The organism is Streptomyces sp. NPDC002701 (genome assembly GCF_042889045.1).
Lineage (GTDB): Bacteria > Actinomycetota > Actinomycetes > Streptomycetales > Streptomycetaceae > Streptomyces.
In genome coordinates, this window is the sequence record NZ_JBIAQL010000002.1 from 749,109 (window position 1) to 770,169 (window position 21,061).

At 71.4% G+C, this 21,061-nt stretch carries 18 protein-coding genes; 12 read left to right on the plus strand and 6 right to left on the minus strand.

Annotation, left to right across the window (positions count from 1 at the left end; all coding sequences use genetic code 11):
* Positions 1 to 289: 289 nt before the first annotated feature.
* Complete coding sequence (locus ACFYXC_RS07530; RefSeq protein WP_389548037.1) at positions 290 to 1,480, plus strand: transglycosylase family protein; 1,191 nt, start codon at positions 290 to 292, stop codon at positions 1,478 to 1,480.
* 92 nt (positions 1,481 to 1,572) lie between these two features.
* On the opposite strand, the gene ACFYXC_RS07535 is transcribed toward ACFYXC_RS07530, so the two are convergent.
* Positions 1,573 to 2,820, minus strand: coding sequence for a DMT family transporter (locus ACFYXC_RS07535; protein WP_389548040.1), 1,248 nt, complete (start codon positions 2,818 to 2,820; stop codon positions 1,573 to 1,575).
* Between the two features lie 240 nt (positions 2,821 to 3,060).
* Here ACFYXC_RS07535 and ACFYXC_RS07540 point away from each other — a divergent pair, with 240 nt between their 5' ends.
* The 5 genes from ACFYXC_RS07540 (at position 3,061) to ACFYXC_RS07560 (ending at position 9,534) form a co-directional block, all read left to right on the plus strand.
* Entirely contained in the window at positions 3,061 to 3,801 is a 741-nt protein-coding gene (locus ACFYXC_RS07540; RefSeq protein WP_389548043.1) for a (2Fe-2S)-binding protein, read from the plus strand.
* Positions 3,802 to 3,839: 38 nt separating this feature from the next.
* A complete protein-coding gene (gene glgA, locus ACFYXC_RS07545) occupies positions 3,840 to 4,991 on the plus strand; it encodes a glycogen synthase (protein WP_388906381.1) in 1,152 nt (383 codons plus the stop codon).
* A gap of 51 nt (positions 4,992 to 5,042) precedes the next feature.
* On the plus strand, positions 5,043 to 6,263 hold the full coding sequence (glgC, locus tag ACFYXC_RS07550) for a glucose-1-phosphate adenylyltransferase (RefSeq protein WP_389548045.1): 1,221 nt from the start codon (positions 5,043 to 5,045) through the stop codon (positions 6,261 to 6,263).
* A 140-nt stretch (positions 6,264 to 6,403) separates the two neighbouring features.
* The gene (locus tag ACFYXC_RS07555; protein ID WP_389548048.1) at positions 6,404 to 7,771 is read left to right on the plus strand and encodes a wax ester/triacylglycerol synthase family O-acyltransferase; all 1,368 of its coding nucleotides are present in this window, start codon (positions 6,404 to 6,406) and stop codon (positions 7,769 to 7,771) included.
* A 158-nt stretch (positions 7,772 to 7,929) separates the two neighbouring features.
* Entirely contained in the window at positions 7,930 to 9,534 is a 1,605-nt protein-coding gene (locus ACFYXC_RS07560; protein WP_389548051.1) for an SDR family NAD(P)-dependent oxidoreductase, read from the plus strand.
* A gap of 112 nt (positions 9,535 to 9,646) precedes the next feature.
* Here ACFYXC_RS07560 and ACFYXC_RS07565 read toward each other — a convergent pair whose 3' ends face one another.
* From ACFYXC_RS07565 to ACFYXC_RS07575, 3 genes are all read right to left on the minus strand, one after another.
* Positions 9,647 to 10,126 (minus strand): hypothetical protein, encoded by a 480-nt coding sequence (locus tag ACFYXC_RS07565; protein WP_389548447.1) that lies wholly within the window; start codon positions 10,124 to 10,126, stop codon positions 9,647 to 9,649.
* Between the two features lie 224 nt (positions 10,127 to 10,350).
* The gene (locus ACFYXC_RS07570) at positions 10,351 to 10,983 is read right to left on the minus strand and encodes an MBL fold metallo-hydrolase (protein WP_389548054.1); all 633 of its coding nucleotides are present in this window, start codon (positions 10,981 to 10,983) and stop codon (positions 10,351 to 10,353) included.
* Positions 10,980 to 12,068 (minus strand): S-(hydroxymethyl)mycothiol dehydrogenase, encoded by a 1,089-nt coding sequence (locus ACFYXC_RS07575; protein ID WP_388905322.1) that lies wholly within the window; start codon positions 12,066 to 12,068, stop codon positions 10,980 to 10,982. Before ACFYXC_RS07575 ends, ACFYXC_RS07570 begins: the two co-directional genes overlap by 4 nt.
* A gap of 413 nt (positions 12,069 to 12,481) precedes the next feature.
* On the opposite strand from ACFYXC_RS07575, the gene ACFYXC_RS07580 reads away from it, so the two are divergent.
* Positions 12,482 to 12,655 carry a hypothetical protein gene (locus ACFYXC_RS07580; RefSeq protein WP_388905324.1) on the plus strand — a complete coding sequence of 58 codons (174 nt, stop codon included), beginning with the start codon at positions 12,482 to 12,484 and terminating at the stop codon, positions 12,653 to 12,655.
* 273 nt (positions 12,656 to 12,928) lie between these two features.
* Positions 12,929 to 13,411 carry a GNAT family N-acetyltransferase gene (locus ACFYXC_RS07585; RefSeq protein ID WP_389548059.1) on the plus strand — a complete coding sequence of 161 codons (483 nt, stop codon included), beginning with the start codon at positions 12,929 to 12,931 and terminating at the stop codon, positions 13,409 to 13,411.
* A gap of 18 nt (positions 13,412 to 13,429) precedes the next feature.
* On the opposite strand, the gene ACFYXC_RS07590 is transcribed toward ACFYXC_RS07585, so the two are convergent.
* A complete protein-coding gene (locus ACFYXC_RS07590; RefSeq protein WP_389548062.1) occupies positions 13,430 to 14,791 on the minus strand; it encodes an amidase in 1,362 nt (453 codons plus the stop codon).
* Positions 14,792 to 15,125: 334 nt separating this feature from the next.
* A complete protein-coding gene (locus tag ACFYXC_RS07595; protein WP_389548065.1) occupies positions 15,126 to 16,175 on the minus strand; it encodes a LacI family DNA-binding transcriptional regulator in 1,050 nt (349 codons plus the stop codon).
* Positions 16,176 to 16,452: 277 nt separating this feature from the next.
* Here ACFYXC_RS07595 and ACFYXC_RS07600 point away from each other — a divergent pair, with 277 nt between their 5' ends.
* The 4 genes from ACFYXC_RS07600 (at position 16,453) to ACFYXC_RS07615 (ending at position 21,038) form a co-directional block, all read left to right on the plus strand.
* Positions 16,453 to 17,736 carry an ABC transporter substrate-binding protein gene (locus ACFYXC_RS07600; protein WP_389548450.1) on the plus strand — a complete coding sequence of 428 codons (1,284 nt, stop codon included), beginning with the start codon at positions 16,453 to 16,455 and terminating at the stop codon, positions 17,734 to 17,736.
* A 5-nt stretch (positions 17,737 to 17,741) separates the two neighbouring features.
* A complete protein-coding gene (locus ACFYXC_RS07605) occupies positions 17,742 to 18,728 on the plus strand; it encodes a carbohydrate ABC transporter permease (protein WP_388905329.1) in 987 nt (328 codons plus the stop codon).
* Entirely contained in the window at positions 18,725 to 19,639 is a 915-nt protein-coding gene (locus ACFYXC_RS07610; RefSeq protein WP_388905330.1) for a carbohydrate ABC transporter permease, read from the plus strand. Before ACFYXC_RS07605 ends, ACFYXC_RS07610 begins: the two co-directional genes overlap by 4 nt.
* Positions 19,640 to 19,799: 160 nt before the next feature.
* Complete coding sequence (locus tag ACFYXC_RS07615) at positions 19,800 to 21,038, plus strand: glycosyl hydrolase (protein WP_389548069.1); 1,239 nt, start codon at positions 19,800 to 19,802, stop codon at positions 21,036 to 21,038.
* Positions 21,039 to 21,061 lie beyond the last annotated feature (23 nt).

The following is a 21,061-nucleotide window of genomic DNA, read 5'->3' on the forward strand; positions in this document are numbered from 1 at the left end:
GTGGTGCCGGTCCTGCTCGCCAGTATTGCCCGCCTGACCATCCTGACTTGCCGGTTCTCCGACCGCACATCCTGCCTTGCCGCTGGTGTGTACGCAGGAGAAGCGCCCCTGCCTCAGCTCTCTCGTGAACTTCGCCCTCACACCTGCCACCGGCATACACGTCAATCCGGGCGAACGAAGGTGTATTCCTGGTCACTTGGCGGGATAGGGCGGCCGATTGCCCTCTTGTCATGGCCTGTTAGCAGCGTTTACTTTTGCCGCTCCTGACGCTTGTCGAGGGGGCACCTTCATGGCCGTACGCGGCCGGCACCGCCGGTATCAGCCGAACAGGATCAACCGAGCGTCACTCACCGTCACGGTAGGCGGTGCGGGCATGGCGATTCCGCTCATCGGCACCGGCGTCGCGAACGCGGCCGATGTCGACACCTGGAACAAGGTGGCCGCCTGCGAGTCCACCAACAACTGGAGCATCAACACCGGCAACGGCTACTACGGCGGGCTCCAGTTCAGCCAGTCCACCTGGGAGGCGTACGGCGGCAGGGCCTACGCGGCGCGCGCCGACCTCGCCACCAAGGACCAGCAGATCGCCGTCGCCGAGAAGGTGCTCAAGGGCCAGGGTCCGGGCGCCTGGCCCGTCTGCTCGCAGCGGGCGGGGCTCACCCGCGGTGGCGACAGCCCTGATATCGACCCCTCTGGCGGCAGGCCGTCGGGCACCCCGACGCGGACCGCCGAGCGCAAGGTCGACGTACAGCCGCAGACCACGCCCCAGTCCCGGGCCGGCACCGCCGAGATGTACACGGTGGTCCGCGGCGACACGCTCTCCGGCATCGCCGGCACCCGTGAGGTGCCGGGCGGCTGGCGGCAGTTGTACGACAGCAACCGCAGGACCGTCGGCTCCGACCCCGACCTGATCGTCCCCGGGCAGCGGCTGAGCCTGCGCACGAAGGACACGCCGGGCAGGAGCGGCACCTCCACGTCCTCGCCCGGCAAGGCGGTGAAGAAGGAGAGGACGGAGAAGACCGAGAAGAAGGAGACCGCCGCGGCGAAGCCGCAGAAGAAGGCGCGGTCGGTCACGCACAGCCTGACCGCCCCGGTGAGCGCCGGCACGGGCACGCCGTACCACGCCACGGGCTCCTCCTGGTCGAAGGGCTACCACACGGGCGTCGACTTCCCGGTGCCGACCGGAACGTCCGTCAAGTCGGTCGGGGCGGGCAGCGTGGTGACCGCGGGCTGGGGCGGCTCCTTCGGCTACCAGGTGGTGATCCGGCACGGCGACGGCCGCTACACCCAGTACGCCCATCTGTCCGCGATCTCCGTGCGGGCCGGGCAGAGCGTGACAGGCGGCCAGCGCATCGGCCGTGCGGGCTCCACGGGCAACAGTTCGGGCCCGCATCTGCACTTCGAGGTGCGGACGGGGCCCGGTTTCGGCAGCGACGTCGATCCGCTCGCCTATCTGCGCGCGGGCGGCGTCAGGATCTGACGCGACACGGCCTCCGCACACGTGGGGCGGGACGCTCGGCACACGTGAGGCGGCGTCCTGCCTCAGGTCCGTCAGGGCCTGAGGCAGGACCGTCAGGACTTGACGCAGGACCGCATCACCAGCGGGGCGGGCCACAGGGGCAGGCACGGCATGCCGTGGTAGGCACCTTCGGGCCGCGGCGCCTCGCCCGGTCCGTCCGGCGCGTCGGACGGCGGGGGCCCGTTGGACCCGGGCGGCGACACCCGGGCCTGCTCCCGCCCGAGGGCGAGCGTCCCGGCCGTCCCCGTGAACGTTTCTTCCCGTACGCCGGCTGCCGTGAGCGCCTTCTCGCGCACCGTTGGGGCGACCCGCCGGTTCCCGGACACGGCCTGCCCGGGAAGCACCGCGGTCCTCTCGAAGGAGACCGGTGCGGCTCCCGCGGACGCGGCCACGGCCGTGTCCGCGGTCACCTCCGGGGCCGCGGACACGGCTGTCGCGTCCGTCGTCGCCGGGACGGGCCGCGTGTGCTCCGGCCCGCCGAGCCGCTCCGTGGTGAGCAGGATCAGACCGCCCGCCGCGACGACTCCGCAGCCCAGGGCGAGCATCGTGCCCGTCACGCCGTAGCGGAACGTCTCGCCGAACATCGTGAGGCCCACCGCGGCGGCCACGATCGGGTTCACCACGGTCAGCGTGGCCAGCGGGGCCGCGAGACCGGCCCCCCGGTAGGACGCCTGCGACAGCAGCATTCCCGCGGTCGCCAGGACGCCGATCACGGCGAGGCTCGGCAGGTCGGCGACGGTGACGCCACCCGTCCAGTCCACCGCGACGGTCTTCGTGAACACCGAGGACATACCGAAGGCGACACCCGCCGCGACGGCCAGCAGCACGCTGCGCACGGCCGGGTGCCGGTGCGCCGCGCGGGCCGCCGTCATCAGCGCCACCACCGCGCCGCCGGTGACCAGGCCCACCACGAGACGCTGGGTGTCGCTCAGGGACTGCGAGTCGGCCGTGCCGACCAGGGCCAGTAGTCCGGCCAGGCCGATCGTCGCCATGATCGCGCCCCGCCAGGCGGTCGCGCCGGCCCGGCGGCGGACGAAGACCGCCGCCATGGGCAGGGCGAACACGATGGTCAGCGCGCCCAGCGGCTGGACCAGGCTCAGCGGCCCGTAGGCCAGTGCCACCACGTGCAGCAGTCCGCCGAGGGCGTTGAGTCCCACCGCGACCCACCAGGCGGTCTGGCGCATGGGAGCGTACGTGTGGTCAGGCGTGTTCGCCGCGACGCGCTCCTGCACGATCGCCCCGCCCGCATAGGCGACGGCGGAGACGAGAGAGAGCACCACAGACAGCACGAGTGCGCTCATGTGTCGCTCCTCTGCGTGTGTCGGACGGGCTCCGTCGGGCGGGGCGTCCGGTGCGGCGAACTGTCGGCTTCCATGATGAATACGATCCCTCGCGAAAGGTCCCGTGTCGTCGTACCTGAGCAGTCATTGGGTCCTACTGCCGATGGAGTACGTCTTGGGCCGAGTCCTCCCCAGGTCGGGTGACACGAAGTACAACCCGACCGGTGGCGCCCTTATGCCCCCTTGGTGTACTTGGTCTTCGTGAATCCCGACCCGGACCTCAGGCGGCTCGCCGCGCTCGAAGGTTTCTTCACCCTGCGGACAGGAAGGCCGCCCCTGCCGACGCTCGCGGAGGTCTACGCGGAGGTCTGCGCGGAACGGAGCGTGCCCGACGAGCGCGATCCGCTGACATTCCGTATCCGTAAGGTCGTGCGGTCCCTGAACGCGCCGGAGGTCCGGATCGGCGTCTCGGTGGCGCAGCAGGGGCTCGCCGCCCGGCTGTGGTCGGTGGCCCTCGGCGCGGCCGTGCTGTACGGGCAGGTGCCGGACCTCGACCCCCGTCTGCTGCGCTGGGACGCCGACGGCAGCGCCCCCGACGACCTGTGGCTGTCCGGGGTGCGCGCACTGCCCGGCGACGCGGCGACGATCCGGCGCCTGGTGCACCACGGCCACCTGCGGCCCCTCGCGGCGGCGCTGCGGGCCCGGCACCCGGTGGCCGAGGGACTGCTGTGGGGCAACGCGGCCTCCGCGCTCGCGGGCGCCGCACGACAGCTGGGCCGCTGGGCCGCCGCACACCACCGCGCGGACCTCGCCGACCGTGCCCGCGCGCTCGCCGCCGAACTCCTCGACCACCCCGACCTGCGGAACACCGGCACCCTGGACGGAACGGACTTCCGCCGGCGCAGTTGTTGTCTCTTTTACCGGGTACCCGGTGGCGGAGTCTGCGGTGACTGCTGCTTCACACGGGCACCGTGGTCTTCCCCAACCGCCACATCTGGGTGACCATGAGGAAAGCAATGACTGAGACAGGGGGGTTCCGGGTGCGAGTGGGACTGCTGACCCGCGAGTATCCGCCGGACGTGTACGGCGGCGCGGGGGTCCATGTCGAGTTCCTCGCCCGCGAGCTGAGGCCCCTCACCGACCTCGACGTGCACTGCTGGGGCGAGGGCGCCGCCGGCGGGGTCCTCCGGCACCGGCCCTGGCCCGTGCTCGACGGCGCCAACGACGCCCTGCGCACCTTCTCCGTCGACCTCTCCATGGCCGCCGCCCTGGAAGGCCGCGAACTGGTCCACTCGCACACCTGGTACGCCAACCTGGCGGGCCACTTCGCGAAGCTGATGCACGGCATCCCGCACGTCATGACCGCGCACTCCCTCGAACCCCTGCGCCCCTGGAAGGCCGAGCAGCTGGGTGGCGGTTACGCCCTCTCCAGCTGGGCCGAGCGCACCGCGATCGAGGCCGCCGACGGGGTGATCGCCGTCTCCGGAGCCATGCGCGAGGACATCCTCGGCTGCTATCCGTCCCTGGACCCGGCAAGGGTGCACATCGTGCACAACGGCATCGACACCAGCCTCTACCGGCCCGACCACGGCACGGACGTCCTGGAGCGGCTCGGCCTCGACACCTCCCGGCCGTACGTGCTGTTCGTGGGCCGCATCACCCGCCAGAAGGGTGTGCCCCATCTGCTGCGCGCGGTGCGCGACATCGATCCGGCCGCACAGGTCGTGCTCTGCGCGGGCGCGCCGGACACCCCCGAGATCGACCAGGAGTTCCGTGTCCTCTTCGAGGAACTGAGCCGGGTCCGCGAGGGCGTGCACTGGATCCCGCAGATGCTGCCCCGCCCGGACGTGATCCAGCTCCTCACCCATGCGGCCGTGTTCGTCTGCCCCTCGGTCTACGAGCCCCTCGGCATCGTCAACCTGGAGGCGATGGCCTGCGGCACCCCGGTGGTCGCCTCCCGGGTCGGCGGCATCCCCGAGGTCGTTGAGGACGGCGAAACCGGGGTACTGGTCACCGTGGACGAGGACTTCGAGACGGGACTCGCGCAGGCGCTGGACTCGGTCCTCGGGGATGCCGGGGCCGCCCGGCGGATGGGCGAGGCCGGACGGCAGCGCGCGGTGGGGGAGTTCGGCTGGGACGCCGTCGCCCGTCGTACGGTCCGGCTCTACGAGGAAATCCTCAAACAGGCGTAGTCCGGCCTGCTCGCGGGCAGGACCGGATCAATGAGGGTTAGGGGAGCGGCCATGCGTCGTGGTGGGCCTTCGGTGCTGGGGATCGTGCTGGCGGGCGGAGAGGGCAAACGCCTGATGCCGCTCACCACGGACCGCGCCAAACCAGCGGTCACGTTCGGCGGCACCTACCGCCTTGTCGATTTCGTGCTGTCCAACCTCGTCAACGCCGACATCCTGCGCATCTGCGTCCTGACGCAGTACAAGTCGCACTCGCTCGACCGGCACGTCACCACGACCTGGCGGATGTCCAGCCTGCTCGGCAACTACGTGACGCCCGTCCCGGCCCAGCAGCGGCTCGGCCCGCGCTGGTACCTGGGCAGCGCGGACGCGATCCTGCAGTCCCTGAACCTCGTGTACGACGAGCAGCCCGAGTACGTGGCGGTGTTCGGCGCCGACCACGTGTACCGCATGGACCCGCGTCAGATGCTCGCCCAGCACATCGACAGCGGTGCGGGCGTGACCGTGGCCGGCATCCGCGTCCCGCGGGCGGAGTCGTCGTCCTTCGGCGTGATCACCCCCGGCACCGACGGGCAGACGGTGGAGCGGTTCCTGGAGAAGCCCGCGGACCCGCCCGGACTGCATGACGACCCCGAGTGCGTCTTCGCCTCGATGGGCAACTACATCTTCACCACCAAGGCCCTGATAGAGGCGCTGCAGCGGGACGCCGAGGACGCGAACTCGGTGCACGACATGGGCGGCTCGATCCTCCCGCAGCTCACCGAGCGCGGCGAGGCGGGCCTCTACGACTTCAGCGACAACCACGTGCCCGGCGAGACCACGCGTGACCAGGGCTACTGGCGTGACGTGGGTACCCTCGACGCGTACTACGACGCCCACATGGACCTGATCGCCGAGCGGCCCGCCTTCAACCTCTTCAACCGCAGTTGGCCCATCTACACCACCTCGGGCCAGCACTCGCCCGCCCGGTTCAACGCGGGCGGCATGGCGAGCGAGTCGATCATCAGCGCGGGCTGCCTGATCCGGGGCCAGGTCACGCGCTCGGTCCTCTCCCCGGGCGTCGTCGTCGACCCGGGAGCCGTCGTCCAGGGTTCGGTCCTGCACGACAACGTGCACATCGGCCGGGGCGCGGTCGTGCGCGGCGCGATCCTCGACAAGAACGTGCAGGTGCCCCCGGGCGCGACCATCGGGGTCAATCCGGACCGGGACCGGGAGCTCTACACGGTCTCCGAGGCCGGCGTGATCGCCCTCGGGAAGGGCCAGCAGGTGCCCTGACGCCACACGAGTCCCGCTTCCTTCGCCGGGAGCGGGACTTAATCCGTTGTTTACTGTGTGTAGCGTGATCGTACTTGACCGTAATCGTCCGACCGGGATTGACTGCTGGCTCACCCGTCGTCGACGCGAGAGCCGATCCGTTGTCCACAGACTCTGACCTTCTCGCACCACTCGACCTGGCGTTCTGGAACATCGAGTCCCCCGAACACCCCATGCACCTCGCGGCGCTCGGGGTCTTCGAGGCCACCTCGCCCGCCGCGGCCCGGCACGCGGCCGGCCTGCTCGCGGCCCGCGCGGCAGGCGTCCCCGGACTGCGCATGCGGATCCGGGACATCTGGCAGCCGCTCCGCCTCCGGCAGACGTCCCCCTTCGACCTGCACGGGCCCCTGGCCTTCGGCGGCGCCGCCCGCGAGGCCGCACCCGACTTCGAGCCGCTCGACCACGTCCGCCTGCACGCCCCCGCCGCGGACTTCCACGCCGTCGCCGGCGCGATCATGCAGCGCCCCCTGGACCGCGACCGGCCCCCGTGGGAAGCCCACGTCGTACCCGGCGAGGCGGGAACCTCCTTCGCCGTGCTCTTCAAGTTCCACCACGCCCTCGCCGACGGACTGCGGGCCCTGACGCTCGCGGCGGCCGTCCTCGACCCCATGGACATGCCGGCCCCCCGCCCGCGCCCCGCGGAGCCCGCACGGGGCTTCCTCCCCGACGTACGGAAGGTCCCGGGACTGGTCCGCGACGCGCTCTCCGACGTCGGGCAGGCCCTCGACATCGGCGCCTCCGTCGCCCGCGCCACCTGGGGCGCACGGTCCACCGCCGCGCTGGTCTCGCAGCCCACCGGCACCCGCCGTGTGGCGGGGGCGGCCGTGGAACTCGACGAGATCCACCGGATCCGCAAGAGCGTGGGCGGCACCGTCAACGACGTCCTCATCGCCGTCGTCGCGGGCGCCCTGCGGCGCTGGCTGGACGAGCGCGGCGACGGCAGCGAGGGGGTGTCGCCGCGGGCCCTGATCCCCGTCTCGCGGCGGCGCCCGCGCACCGCGCACCCGCAGGGCAACCGGCTCTCCGGCTACCTGATGAACCTGCCCGTCGACGACCCCGACCCGCTCGCCCGGCTCGCCGCCGTGCGCACGGCCATGGACCGCAACAAGGACGCCGGCCCCACTCGGGGCGCGGGCGCCGTCGCCCTGCTCGCCGACCACGTCCCGGCGCTCGGCCACCGGCTCACCATGCCCGTCGTCGGTCAGGCGGCCAGGCTGCTCTTCGACCTCCTGGTCACCAGCGTGCCGCTGCCCAGCCTCGGCATGACCCTCGGCGGCTGCCCGCTGACCGAGGTGTACCCGCTCGCCCCGCTGGCCCGCGGCCAGGCCCTCGCGGTCGCGGTGTCGACCTTCCGCGGACGCGTCCACTACGGACTCGTCGCCGACGCGGAAGCCGTCCCCGACCTCGGCCTGCTGGCCGAGTCGCTGACCGCGGAGGTGGCGGAACTCACGGTCGCCTGCGTGTCCTGACCCGCTGCTCGCGGGCCCGTGGACCACCTTCCGCGGGCCTCCGGACGACCGGTGATCATCGCGGGTTTGGTGCCTTTGCCCCGCGCTCCGTAAAATTCCGCCTTCGGAAGCGAGCGCGGTTCGAGCGCCGCGCACAGACCCGAGGAACGGCAACGGCGATGACGGTGACACAGGACAGCCAGGCGGCCCCCGCCGTGGACACGGCACAGGCCCCGGAAGGCTCGTACGGTCCCGGTGCCGACCACGGTCCCGGTGCCGACCACGGTCCGGGTGCCGGCCACGGTCCGGGTGCCGGCCACGGCACCGATGCGGACCACGGTTCCGATGTCGACCACGGACCCGGTATCGATCCGGAGCGGCTGGCCGTCTGTCTCGCCGTGCTCGACGAGCTGGAGAAGATCGACGTCGACCACCCCGACGCGATCGCCGTGCGCCGCGCCACCGCGGGCATCTACCGCTCGGTCAAGCAGCGCCGCCGCCAGGAGCGCAGGGCCGCGAAGACCGCCCACGACAAGGCGGTCACCGAGGCCACGGCCACCGGCTCCGCCCAGCGCATCGACGACGAGACCGAGGGCGTCCTGCCGTCGTCCGTGACCGAGGCCGGCGCCATCGCGGGCATACTCGAACGCCCGCGCTCCTGCTACACCTGCAAGACCCGGTACGTCGAGGTCGACTTCTTCTACCACCAGCTCTGCCAGAAGTGCGCCGCCGAGAACCGCGCCCGCCGCGACGCCCGTACCGACCTCACCGGCAAGCGCGCGCTGCTCACCGGCGGCCGCGCCAAGATCGGCATGTACATCGCGCTCAGGCTGCTGCGGGACGGCGCGCACACCACGATCACCACGCGCTTCCCGAACGACGCCATCCGCCGATTCAAGGCCATGCCCGACAGCGACGAGTGGATCGGCCGGCTGAAGATCGTCGGCCTCGACCTGCGCGACCCCGCCCAGGTGGTCGCCCTCGCCGACTCGGTCGCCGCCGCGGGACCGCTCGACATCCTGATCAACAACGCCGCCCAGACCGTACGCCGCTCGCCGGGCGCCTACAGCGAACTGCTCGCCGCCGAGTCGGGCCCGCTGCCCGCCGGGGAACTGCCGCCCGCCGAGGTCATCGGCACGTTCGGCTCGGGGGCCGTGTCCGCGCTGCCGGTGGCCGGGGGCGGCGCGCTGACCGCGCAGGACGTCACCGACCTCGCGCTCGTCTCCGGCTCCGCCTCCCTGGAGCGGATCGCCGCCGGTACCGCGATCGACGCGGGCGGGCTCGTGCCCGACCTGCACGACACCAACAGCTGGATCCAGGCCGTCGAGGAGGTCACGCCGGTCGAGCTGCTCGAGGTGCAGCTGTGCAACTCCACCGCGCCGTTCATCCTCATCAGCCGGCTGCGGGCCGCCATGGCGGCCGCCGAGGCCGGACGCACGTACATCGTGAACGTGTCCGCCATGGAGGGGGTCTTCAACCGCGGGTACAAGGGTGCGGGGCATCCGCACACCAACATGGCCAAGGCCGCGCTCAACATGCTCACGCGCACCAGTGCGCAGGAGATGTTCGAGAAGGACGGCATCCTGATGACCGCCGTCGACACCGGGTGGATCACGGACGAGCGGCCCCACCCGGACAAGGTGCGGCTGGCCGACGCGGGGTTCCACGCGCCGCTCGATCTGATCGACGGGGCGGCCCGCGTGTACGACCCGATCGTGCGGGGGCAGCAGGGGGAGGACCTGTACGGGGTCTTCCTGAAGGACTACGCGCCCGGCAAGTGGTAGGTGCTTCGCGCTCCGCGGGGTGCGTGGGGTGCGCGGCGTGCGTGGGACGGGGCTTGTCGCTCGTGGTGAGGGTGCGGGTGGGTGGGGGCTTGTCGCGCCGTTCCCCGCGCCCCTAGGGGTGTCGGTCGACCGCGCCCAGGCGTGCGTGCCGTGACGACACCAGTTCCAGGACCGTGCGCCAGTCCTCCAGCACCCCGGCGTCCAGGCCCGCGGTCCGGGCGGACTCGTCGGCCTGGCGCAGCATCAGCACGTCGTCCACGACCGCCTCGTCCAGACCCGGCTCGTGCACCCGGCCCTCCCCGTGCAGGCGTACGAGGCAGGAGACCCGCTCGCCCAGCAGTGGCCCGACCGCACCGGCCGAGAGGTCGGCGTGGCCCGTGAGGGTGCCCGGTCGCAGCAACTGCCCGACGACGTGCACCAGGCCGGCCACCTGCAGCTCCTTGTCCGCGGGGCGGGCGCGGCGCAGCAGCGCGGCGGTCTGCAGCGCGTGATCGTGCAGATCGACCGGGGCACCGCCGAGGCAGGCCGTGCCACCGGCCCCTCGGCAGGCGTGCAGCAGATCCATCAGCTCTTCGACACTGCGCAGTTCCATGAGCCAGTCCTCCCTGCGGGCGAGAAAGGCCGTCGTCTCGCGCCAGCAGATCATGGCCAGATTTCTGCCGGGCCAACGGGAACTGAACTGCGCACCGTGGGCGTGGGGCCCGCCCCGCCCCGGCCCGCCCCGGCCCGCCCCGGCCCGCCCCGGCCCGCCCCGGCCCGGCTTGGCCGGGTGGCCTGGGTCGGGTTGGGTTTGGGCTCTGGGCGGGCGGACCCGGTTCAGTGGCCCCGGGCGATCCACTCCTGTAGGTGCGGGGCCTCCGCGCCCACCGTCGTCGAGTCGCCGTGGCCGGTGCGGACGACCGTCTCGGCGGGGAGGTCGAGCAGGCGGGTCCGGATGGACTCCACGATCGTCGGGAAGTGCGAGAACGACCGGCCCGTCGCGCCCGGCCCGCCCTGGAAGAGGGTGTCGCCGGTGAAGACGGTGCCCAGCTCCGGGGCGTACAGGCACACGGCCCCCGGCGCGTGGCCCGGCGTGTGCAGGACGGTGAGCCGCACGCCCGCCACCGTCAGCTGTTCGCCGTCGGACAACTGGCCGTCCGGGAGTCGGTCCGGGTGCGTCTGCTTCCAGAGCGGCAGGTCGTCCGGGTGGAGCAGGATCGGTGCGCCGGTGCGGGCCGCCAGCTCGGGGGCCGCGTCGATGTGGTCGTTGTGCGCGTGCGTGCAGATGATCGCGCGCAGGGTGCGGTCGCCGAGCGACTCGGTGATCGCGTCGGCGTCGTGTGCCGCGTCGATGACGACGGCCTCGGTGTCGTCGCCCACGATCCATACGTTGTTGTCGACGTCCCAGGTCCCGCCGTCCAGGCTGAACGTGCCGGAGGTGACCAGGTGCTCGATGCGGGCGGTCGTCACAGCTCCACCACCGATCGCAGGACGTCTCCCCCGTGCATGCGGTCGAACGCCTGCTCGATGTCGTCGAGCGTGATGGTCTCCGTCACGAACGCCTCCAGGTCCAGGCGGCCCTGCTGGTGCAGGTCGATCAGCATGGGGAAGTCCCGGGAGGGCAGACAGTCGCCGTACCAGGACGACTTCAGGCTGCCGCCGCGGCCGAAGACGTCCAGCAGGGGCAGTTCGAGCTTCATCTCCGGGGTGGGGACACCGACCAGGACCACCGTCCCCGCCAGGTCGCGGGCGTAGAACGCCTGCTTGTACGTCTCCGGGCGGCCGACCGCCTCGATGACGACGTCGGCCCCGAAGCCGCCGGTCAGCTCGCGGATCGCCTCGACGGGGTCCGTCTCCTTGGAGTTGACGGTGTGGGTGGCGCCCATCGTGCGGGCCTTGTCCAGCTTCCGGTCGTCGATGTCGACGGCGATGATCTTCGCGGCGCCGGCGAGGTTCGCGCCGGCGATCGCGGCGTCGCCCACGCCGCCGCAGCCGATGACGGCGACCGAGTCGCCGCGTCCTACGTTGCCGGTGTTGATGGCCGCTCCGATGCCGGCCATCACGCCGCAGCCGAGCAGGCCGGCTACCGCGGGGGACACGGACGGGTCGACCTTCGTGCACTGGCCGGCCGCTACCAGGGTCTTCTCCGCGAAGGCGCCGATGCCCAGGGCGGGGGAGAGCTCGGTGCCGTCCTCCAACGTCATCTTCTGCTTCGCGTTGTGCGTGTCGAAGCAGTACCAGGGGCGGCCGCGCAGACAGGCCCGGCACTGGCCGCAGACCGCACGCCAGTTGAGGATCACGAAGTCGCCGGGAGCGACGTCGGTGACGCCCTCGCCGACCGACTCGACGACACCGGCCGCCTCGTGGCCGAGCAGGAACGGGTAGTCGTCGCTGATGCCGCCCTGTTTGTAGTGCAGGTCCGTGTGGCAGACCCCGCACGCCTGCACCTTCACCACGGCCTCGCCCGGTCCCGGGTCAGGGACGAGGATCGTCCGGATCTGGACCGGCTCGTTCTTACCGGGGGCGATGACACCGCGTACCTTCTGGGCGGCCATGTCGGACTCCTTCGCCTGGACAGTGGGACGCTGATCATGGTGGCACAGGGCTGGACGGGTGGATCCCTGCCTGTGGACAACCGAGTGAAACTTGGTGGGGGAGCGGTTGTGCGGAGGTCGTGCGGAGGTCGTTCGGGGGCTCACGACTTCAGACCGTTACACCGTGTTTTCAGCCCCATCGAGCGGCGGGTCGCTCATCTGGTTACCCTGTACGGGACGGACAGCTCATTGGGTTCCACCCACACCCACGGTCCGTCCCGGGACATGCCAGTCACCACGGCCTGCTTCCAGGTGAGTTGACCGGCGCCACCGCGTCCGCAGTGCCTGTACCGATACCCGAGCGGGCGTCAGGCGGCCAACGGCAGAGTGGTCCTGCACGCCCCGAGGGTGACCCGACACATAAGGAGTGCGCGGTGACACCGGAGAAGACGAACCTCGTCGAGCAAGGTCCGAAGGAACGTACGGAGTTCGCAGACCGGGCGGAGAAGCTCGGCAGTCTCGATGTGTGGGCGAGGTCCGCCCCCATCCGCCTGGCGGGTTATGAGGACGACCTCGCCGAGCCGCACATTCTGCCCAGCGTGGACTGACCGTCGCCTGCCCCGGTCCGCCGTGGTCGCGTGGCGGTCGTGGGTGGGTCGGGGCCGTGCCGGTACGTCGAGCCCGTCGCCTTCCGGGTATACGGCCCCACGGACGGAAGAGTTCGGTCGATTGCAGGAGCCCTATGCGACGGGCTGCGACGTACCGGCACGGCCCGCTCCCGTCGTATCCGCGCAGTCGGCCCGTCGTGTCGACGCCGGCGGCCCGGGTGCGGGGGCTTGCCGCGGTGGGGTGGGTTCTGTCAGCGTGCCAGACTCGTGTGCATGCTGATCAGAGAAGCCGTCGTCGACGACTGGCCGCGGATCTGGCCTTTCTGGCACCTCATCGTCGCCGCCGGGGAGACCTACGCCTGGGACCCGGACACCTCCGAGGACGATGCCCGCGCTCTGTGGATGGCGCCCGGCAAGCGGGTGTTCGTCGCCGAGGACGCCTCAGGTGCCGTCGTCGGCTCCGCCTACGTCACCCCCAATTACGGCGGGCCCGCGGCCGACGTGGCCAACGCCGGGTTCATGGTCGACCCGGACCACGCCGGAAAGGGCATCGGCCGTGCCCTGGCCGAGCACGTCCTGCGGACGGCCGAGGCCGACGGGTACCGGGCCATGGTCTTCAACGCCGTCGTGGAGACCAACCCGGCCGTGAAGCTGTGGACGTCCCTGGGCTTCAGCATCCTGGGCACGATCCCCGACGCCTTCGCCCACCCGACTCATGGCAGAGTCGGCCTGCACGTCATGCATCGCTCCCTCTGACCCCCGCGTTCACGCGAGCTACAGACCCTCCTGGGCCGAGCCCAGCGGAGCCGTCCGTCCCCAGGGGCGCAGTTCCTCCAGCTGTTCCGCCAGTTGCAGCAGCACCGTCTCGGAACCGGGTCGCCCCACCAGTTGGACGGCGCCCGGTACTCCCGAAGGGAGCATCCCGAACGGTACCGATATCGCGGGCCACCCCGTCAGGTTCCACGGCGGTGTCAGCGGCGAGTAGGCGGTGTTCACCAGGACGTTCCGCAGCCACCCCCGCTTGTGCCACTCCGCGGCCGCGGGTCCCCGCCGTGCCAGCGTGGGAGTGAGCAGCACGTCGTGCTCGTCGAAGAAGGGCGTGAGCAGTTCCCGTAGCTGTTGCCGCCGCACACCGGTCCGTACCGAGTCCACGAAATGGCGCCCCACGCGCGCGTGCACCCGGGTCCGGCGCGCGAGCCGCCGCGGATCGAGCTCCTCCGCGTCCACCGAGGTCCCCGCCGTCCAGTGCGCCAGCGAGGTCGTGCCGAGCCACACCGGGTAGGGCGGGTCCGCACGCCGGACCCGGTGCCCCGCTCCGGCGAGCACCCCGGCCGCCTCACGCGCCGCGTCCGCGTAGGGGCGGGCGACGGTGACCCCCGCCAGCGGGCTGCGTACGGAGACGGCGACCGAGAGGGCGGCGGGGCTCTGCGCGCGTACGACGTCCGTGGCGGCCAGCACCGAGAACATCAGCCGGGCGTCCTCGGCCGTCGTCGCGAGCGGTCCGTTCTCGGACATGCCGAACCAGTCGCCGTGGCCGATGCCCGCCGGGATCGTGCCGTGGCCGGGCTTCAGGCCGATCAGTCCGCAGTTGGCGGCCGGGATCCGCAGCGAGCCCATGCCGTCGTTGCCGAGGGCCAGGGGCACCATGCCGGCGGCGACCGCGGCCGCGCTGCCGCCCGAGGAGCCGCCCGCCGTGCGGGTGGTGTCCCACGGGTTGCGGGCCGTGCCGTGCACGCCTTCCGTGGTGCCGAAGACGCAGAGCTCGGGGACGTTCGTCAGGCCGACCACGACGGCACCCGCCGCACGCAGCCTGGCCACCGTGACGTGGTCCTCCTCCGCCGGGGTCTCCGGGCTCGCCGCGCTGCCGTTGCGGGTGGACTCGCCGCGTACGGCGAGGTTGTCCTTGACCGCGACCGGTACGCCCGCGAGCGGCAGGCCGGCCAGATCCGCCCTCGCGGCCACCTCGTCCGCCTCGGCCAGCGCCGCCGCCGTGCGCAGATGCCGGAACGCCCCCACGCGCACGTCGAGCAGCTCGATCCGCGCGAGGTGCTCGGCCACCACCTCGCGGGGCGTGACCCGCTTGTCGCGTACGGCGGCGGCGATCTCGGCGGCGGTCCGGCCGGCCCAGCTGGTCACGGCGACTCCTCAGGGGCGTGTTCTTCCTGGTGTTCGAGGAGGACTGTGCCCCGCTACGGGCCGTCCAGTCGAGCCGGACTTCTGCCGCCACGACCGTTCGGCTGTCCGATGAAGGGGCGACATCGCCCCGCCGAGCGGCTCGGCGCGGAGGGGTACGAGCCCCGCGCCGGCAGGCAGGCGTCAGGGCCGCGGCCAACCACCCGTCTTTCATGGAGATGCGCCGCGGCCAACCGCCCGTCTGTGAGGGTGATGCGCCGCGGGCAACCGCCCGTTTTTCAGGGGCGCGGGGAACTGCGCGACCAGCCACGACGCACCCGCAGACGAGCGGACACGCTCACCCGATAACCCCGCAGGGACCGATACTCTCCCGCTCGATCAGCCCCGGCACCGGCACCCCCACCGCCCGCGCGGCCCCCCCGTCCAGCAGCGCCGTCAACTCCTTCGCCGCGGTCCGCCCGAACCCCACCGTGTCCCGGGACAACGCCGACAGCCACGGCTTGACCATCCGGCACAGCGCCGAGTCCTCCCAGGCGACGACGGACACGTCACCCGGCACCGAGAACCCCAGCTCCGTCGCCGCGGCCACCCCGGCGACGGCCATCACGTCGTTGTCGTAGACGAGTGCCGTCGGGGGCGAACCACCCTCCAGGACACGGCGCGTGACGGCCGCCCCCTCCGCGTCGGAGTAGTCCGTGGTCACCGAGCGCACCTCGGCGAGCCCCCGCCGGTCGGCCTCGGCGCGCAGCGTACGGATCCGCCGCTCGGTGTGCGCGAGCCCGGGCAGCCCCGCGATGTGCACGATCCGGCGGTGCCCCAGCTCGTGCAGCCGTCCCACGACGGACGCCATGGCGCCCGCGTCGTCCGCCCAGACCGTGGACAGCCCCGGGTGCCGGGCGTCCGGCGCGCCGCCGATGACCACCGCGGGCAGCCCCAGTTCGTCCAGCAGGTCCGGACGGGCGTCGTCGGTCCGGGGGTCGACGACCAGCACCCCGTCCACGCGGTGCTCCGCCCACCAGCGCCGGTACACCGCGCACTCGTCGTCGACGTCCTCGACCACCTGGAAGAGCAGCCCGAGGTGCCGTTCCGCCAGGACCTCCTGGATGCCCGAGATGAGCTGGAGGAAGAACGAGTCGACCCCGAGGGTGTCCGCGGGCCTGGCCACGACGAGCCCGACCGTCGCCGTGCCCTCGCCGGACAGCTGGCGCGCGGCCGTGCTGGGCCGCCAGCCCAGCTGCTCGGCGACCCGGCGCACCCGGTCGCGGGTGATCTCGGAGACCCCGGGCCGGTCGTTGAGGGCGAACGAGACCGCGCTCTCGGAGACCCCGGCGCGCTGCGCGATGTCCTTCATCGTCGGCCGGCGCGCCGGAGACCGCTTGGCTGGCAACCTGCTCCCCCATCTCACCGAAGCCTGCATGGCCCGCATGAAGACCTGCGTGTCGGCCGCTCATTGTGGACGGCACTAAAGCGCTTGAGTCAGGTCACTCTAAAGCGCATTAGTGATCTGTTGCAAGAGGGCGTTGTGTTGCCTTCTGACCTGCGAATATGTGCAGCTAATGAATTTAGCGAGGCGGAATCCATTGACTTCCCCGCCGGGAAGGATGCAAGGTCTGCCCGTCACCCCCTGACCCACACCGTCGCAAAGGAGCCCGGTCACCGTGCGCATGCCTCGCAGAGCACTCGCCGCCGCTGTCGTCGCCCTGGTCCTGCCGCTCAGCGCCTGCGGCTCCGGGGGTGACGACAGCGGTTCCACGGACGCCTCCGGCAAGGTCGAGGGCGACATCACCTTCCAGACCTGGAACCTGAGGGCCAACTTCAAGCCGTACTTCGAGGGCCTGGTCGCCGACTTCGAGAAGAAGTACCCGGGCACGAACGTGAAGTGGGTCGACCAGCCCGCCGAGGGCTACGCCGACAAGATCAGCGCGGACGCGGCCGGCGGCACCCTGCCCGACGTCGTGAACGTCTCGCCGGACCTCGTCGCCCCGCTCGCCAAGGCGGGCCTCGCGCTGGACCTCGACAAGGCCGCCGGGCAGTACAAGAAGGAGTACCTGCCGGATGCGTGGGCCAGCCACGAGATACCGGGCATGGAGGGGACGTACGCCTTCCCCTGGTACCTGAACACCGGGCCGCTCTTCTACAACAAGTCGCTGTTCGCGGAGGCGGGCCTGGACGCCTCGAAGCCCCCGAAGACGTACGACGAACTCTTCGACAGCGCGCTCGAACTGGCGGACAAGAGCGACGGCAAGGTCGCGACCCTGGCGAACGTGCCCACCATCGAGGACTTCGGCCGCTACGGCGTCCAACTCATGAACAAGGAGGGCACGGGCTTCGCCTTCAACGACGCCAAGGGCGTGGAACTCCTCAGTAAGTACAAGGAGTTGTTCGACGCCAAGGCTCTCGACCCGCAGGCGCTGACCGCGACCCCCGAGTCGTCCGGCAAGAAGTTCCTCACCGGCGCCGTCGCCATGAACCCGGGCAGCGCCCTGGACCTCGGCAACTTCAAGAAGCAGGCGCCGAACCTCTACAAGAACATCGGCATCACCGACCAGATCACCAGCACCGGCAAGGTCAACATGTACGTCATGGGTGTCATGGTCAACGCGAAGACCAAGCAGACGCCCGCCGCGGTCGCCTTCGCGCACTTCGTGACCGACGCGCAGAACCAGATGTCGTTCGCCAAGAAGGTCGCGATCTTCCCGAGCACCGCCGGTTCGCTGGACGACCCGTACTTCACCGAGGAGGACGGCACGGACGAGACCCGGGTCCGTGTCGCCGCCGCCAAGTCCCTGAAGAACGCCGCCAACTACACGCCCGTGCTGTTCAGCGAGCAGATGAAGACCGAGCTGCGCAACTCCGTCGCGAAGGCGCTGCAGGGCAAGATGAGCCCCGAGGAAGCGCTCGACAACGCTGTCAAGGCGTGTGACCGCCTGCTCCAGCAGCAGGGCTGACCGACATGGCGAGTTCTTCCAGCACCGCGTCCGCCGACCGGATCCCCGCGGGCCGTGCCTCGGCGGGGACCGGTTCCTCCGGGTCGGGTCCCGCCGGGAGCCGGTCCGGGGGGACCGCCCGGGTGCGGCGTCAACTGCCGAGCAGCCCCTGGCTGTTCGCCGCTCCCGGTCTGCTGGTCGTGGGCGTCTTCATCCTCTACCCGTTCGTGTCGACGCTGGTCAACGCCTTCACGGACCGCCGGACCCTGATGCCCGGTGAGTTCGTGGGCCTGGCCAACTTCCGGGAGCTGCTGCACGACGAGATGTTCTGGATCGGCCTGCGCAACAGCACGCTGTACGTCGTCGGGGTGGTCCCCGCGCTCGTCCTGCTGCCCCTGCTGCTCGCCCTCCTGGTCCAGAGGAACATCCCCGGCATCGCCTTCTTCCGGTCGGCCTTCTACACCCCGGTCGTCGCCTCCATCGTCGTGGTGGGCCTCATCTGGGTGTGGCTGCTCGACGAACGCGGCCTGGTCAACTCGCTGCTGGAGGCGGTCGGTGTCGGCAGGATCGGGTTCCTGAGCGACCAGTGGCTCCTCCTGCTGAGCGCCATGACCGTCACGGTCTGGAAGGGCCTCGGCTACTACATGATCATCTATCTGGCCGCTCTCGCCAACGTGCCGCGCGAGCTGCACGAGGCCGCCGCCGTGGACGGCGCGGGCGCGGTCCGCCGCTTCCTCACCGTCACCGTGCCCGCCGTCCGCTCCACGATGGTGCTGGTCGGCGCGCTCTCCTCGGTCGCCGCGTTCAAGGTGTTCTCCGAGGTGTACCTGATGGCGGGCCCGGACGGCGGCCCCGCCGGCGAGGACACCACTCTCGTGATGCTCGTCCAGCGCACCGGCACCGGCCTCACCGGCCGCGTCGGCTACGCGTCCGCCATCTCCGTCGTCGTCTTCGTCGTCACCGTCGCGCTGATGCTGCTCGTGCTGCGTGCCGACCGGAAGGAGGACGCGTGAGCGTCGCCGAGAAGACCCCCGGGGCGCCGGCTGCCGTGGACGCGCCCCGCCGTCGTCGCCGGCGCGTCACCGACGAGCACGGCAAGCGCGTCCGGGTGTGGGAACTCGCCCTGCGTTACCTGCTGTTGCTGGCCGTCCTGGCGCTGACCGTCGGGCCGTTCCTGTGGCAGCTCTCCACCTCGCTGAAGGGTCCCACCGAGGACATCTTCAGCTCGCCGCCGAAGTTCCTGCCCGGCGATCCGACCCTGCACAACTACGAGCGGGTCGCCGACACCATCCCCGTCTGGGACTACGCCCTCAACTCGCTGAAGGTCGCCACCGCCAACGTCGTGACGAACTGCGTCGGCGCGGCGCTCGCGGGTTACGCGCTGGCCCGGCTGCGGTACCGGGGCCGCAGGGTGGCCACGCTCGTGTTCATCCTCGCGATGCTGGTGCCCGTGGAGGGCATCATCATCGCCCAGTTCACGACCATGCGTGAGCTGGGCCTGAACAACACCCTCATCGGGGTCGTCCTGCCCGGCTGCATCGGCGCGATGAACGTGCTGCTGATGCGCAACGCCTTCCTCAACCTCCCGTACGAGATCGAGGAGGCGGCCTTCGTCGACGGCGCGAACACCTGGCAGCGGTTTTTGCGGATCGCGCTGCCCTCGGTGAAGGGGACGCTCGCCGTGGTCGCGATCTTCGCCTTCATGGGCGCCTGGGACGACTTCCTGTGGCCGCTCATCGTGCTCAGCGACCCGGACAAGTTCACCCTGACCATCGGCCTCAACTACCTCCACGGCACCTTCGCCAACGACGAACGGCTGGTGGCCGCGGGCACGATCATCGCGGTGGCGCCGCTGATCGCCCTCTTCGCCTGTCTTCAGCGGTACTTCTTCCGTGGTGTCGGAGAGGGAGCGGTGAAGGGGTGAGGCGCGCGGCCTCGGGCCGCTCACCTCGTCGACCACCTGCGGCCCCCACCGGTCGTCGGGTGCGGGCCGGTGAGGGCTGGTCGCGCAGTTCCGCGCGCCCCCATGGGGCGACGGCCGGTCTGCACACTCCCACGTACGCACCACAGAAACAGGACCCCGGATGTCTTCTGCCGTGCGCTTCGGCGTCAACTACACCCCGAGCGAAGGGTGGTTCCATCACTGGCTCGACTTCGATCTCGACTCCGTGCGCGCCGACCTCGACTCGATAGCCGCACTCGGTCTGGACCACATACGGGTCTTCCCGATCTGGCCCTACTTCCAGCCGAACCGCTCGCTGATCCGCCCGCGTGCCGTGGAGCAGCTCGTCGCCCTCGCCGACGCCGCCGCCGAGCGGGGTATGGACGTCAACGTGGACGGCCTGCAGGGGCACTTGTCGAGCTTCGACTTCCTGCCCGCGTGGACGCAGACCTGGCACCGGCGGAACCTCTTCACCGATCCGCAGGTCGTGGAAGGGCAGGCCGAGTACCTGCGGACCCTCGCCGCCGCCCTCGCCGACCGGCCCAACTTCATCGGCATGACCGTGGGCAACGAGATCAACCAGTTCTCGGCGGGCCCCCATCCGGACCCCGACCGGACGCCGCCGGACCTGATCGACGCCTGGCTGGAGCGGATGCTCACGGCGTGCGAGAAGGGCGCCCCGGGCAAGCTGCACCTGCACGCGGAGTACGACGCGGCCTGGTACCAGGACGACATGCCGTTCACCCAGGCCCAGGCCGCCCGGCGCGGCGCCGTCACCGCCGTGCACTCCTGGGTCTTCAACGGCACGGCCCAGCGGCACGGACGTACCGGCGTCGCGACCGAGCACCACGCCGCCTACCTGATCGAGCTGAGCAAGGCGTGGGCCGACGACCCGACCCGCCCGGTATGGCTCCAGGAGGTCGGCGCCCCCGCGCCGCTCGTCCCCGCCGAGCACGCCGCCGCCTTCACCGAGGCCACCGTCACGAACGCCCTGGACTGCCCGGACCTCTGGGGCATCACCTGGTGGTGCTCGCACGACGTGTCCCGCGACCTCGCCGACTTCCCCGAACTCGAGTACGGGCTCGGGCTGCTGACCACCACGCGCCGGCCCAAGGACAGCGCGCGTGCCCTGGCCCGCCTCGCCCGTTCGGCCCGCGAGCGGACGTACCCACCGAAGGCCCGTACGACGGCGCTCGTCGTGCCGGACGACCCCGCGCGGCGCTCGGTCTGCGCGCCCGGCGGCCCCGTGTTCGAGGCGTTCTTCCGGCTCACCGCCGACGGCGCCCGCCCGACCACCGTCCTCGCGTCCCGCGCGAACGACGCGGAGCACCTCTCCGCACGAGGCATCACCGAAGTCGTCACTCCCGACCAGGTTCCGTAACCCCACCGAGAACTCCCGCACGG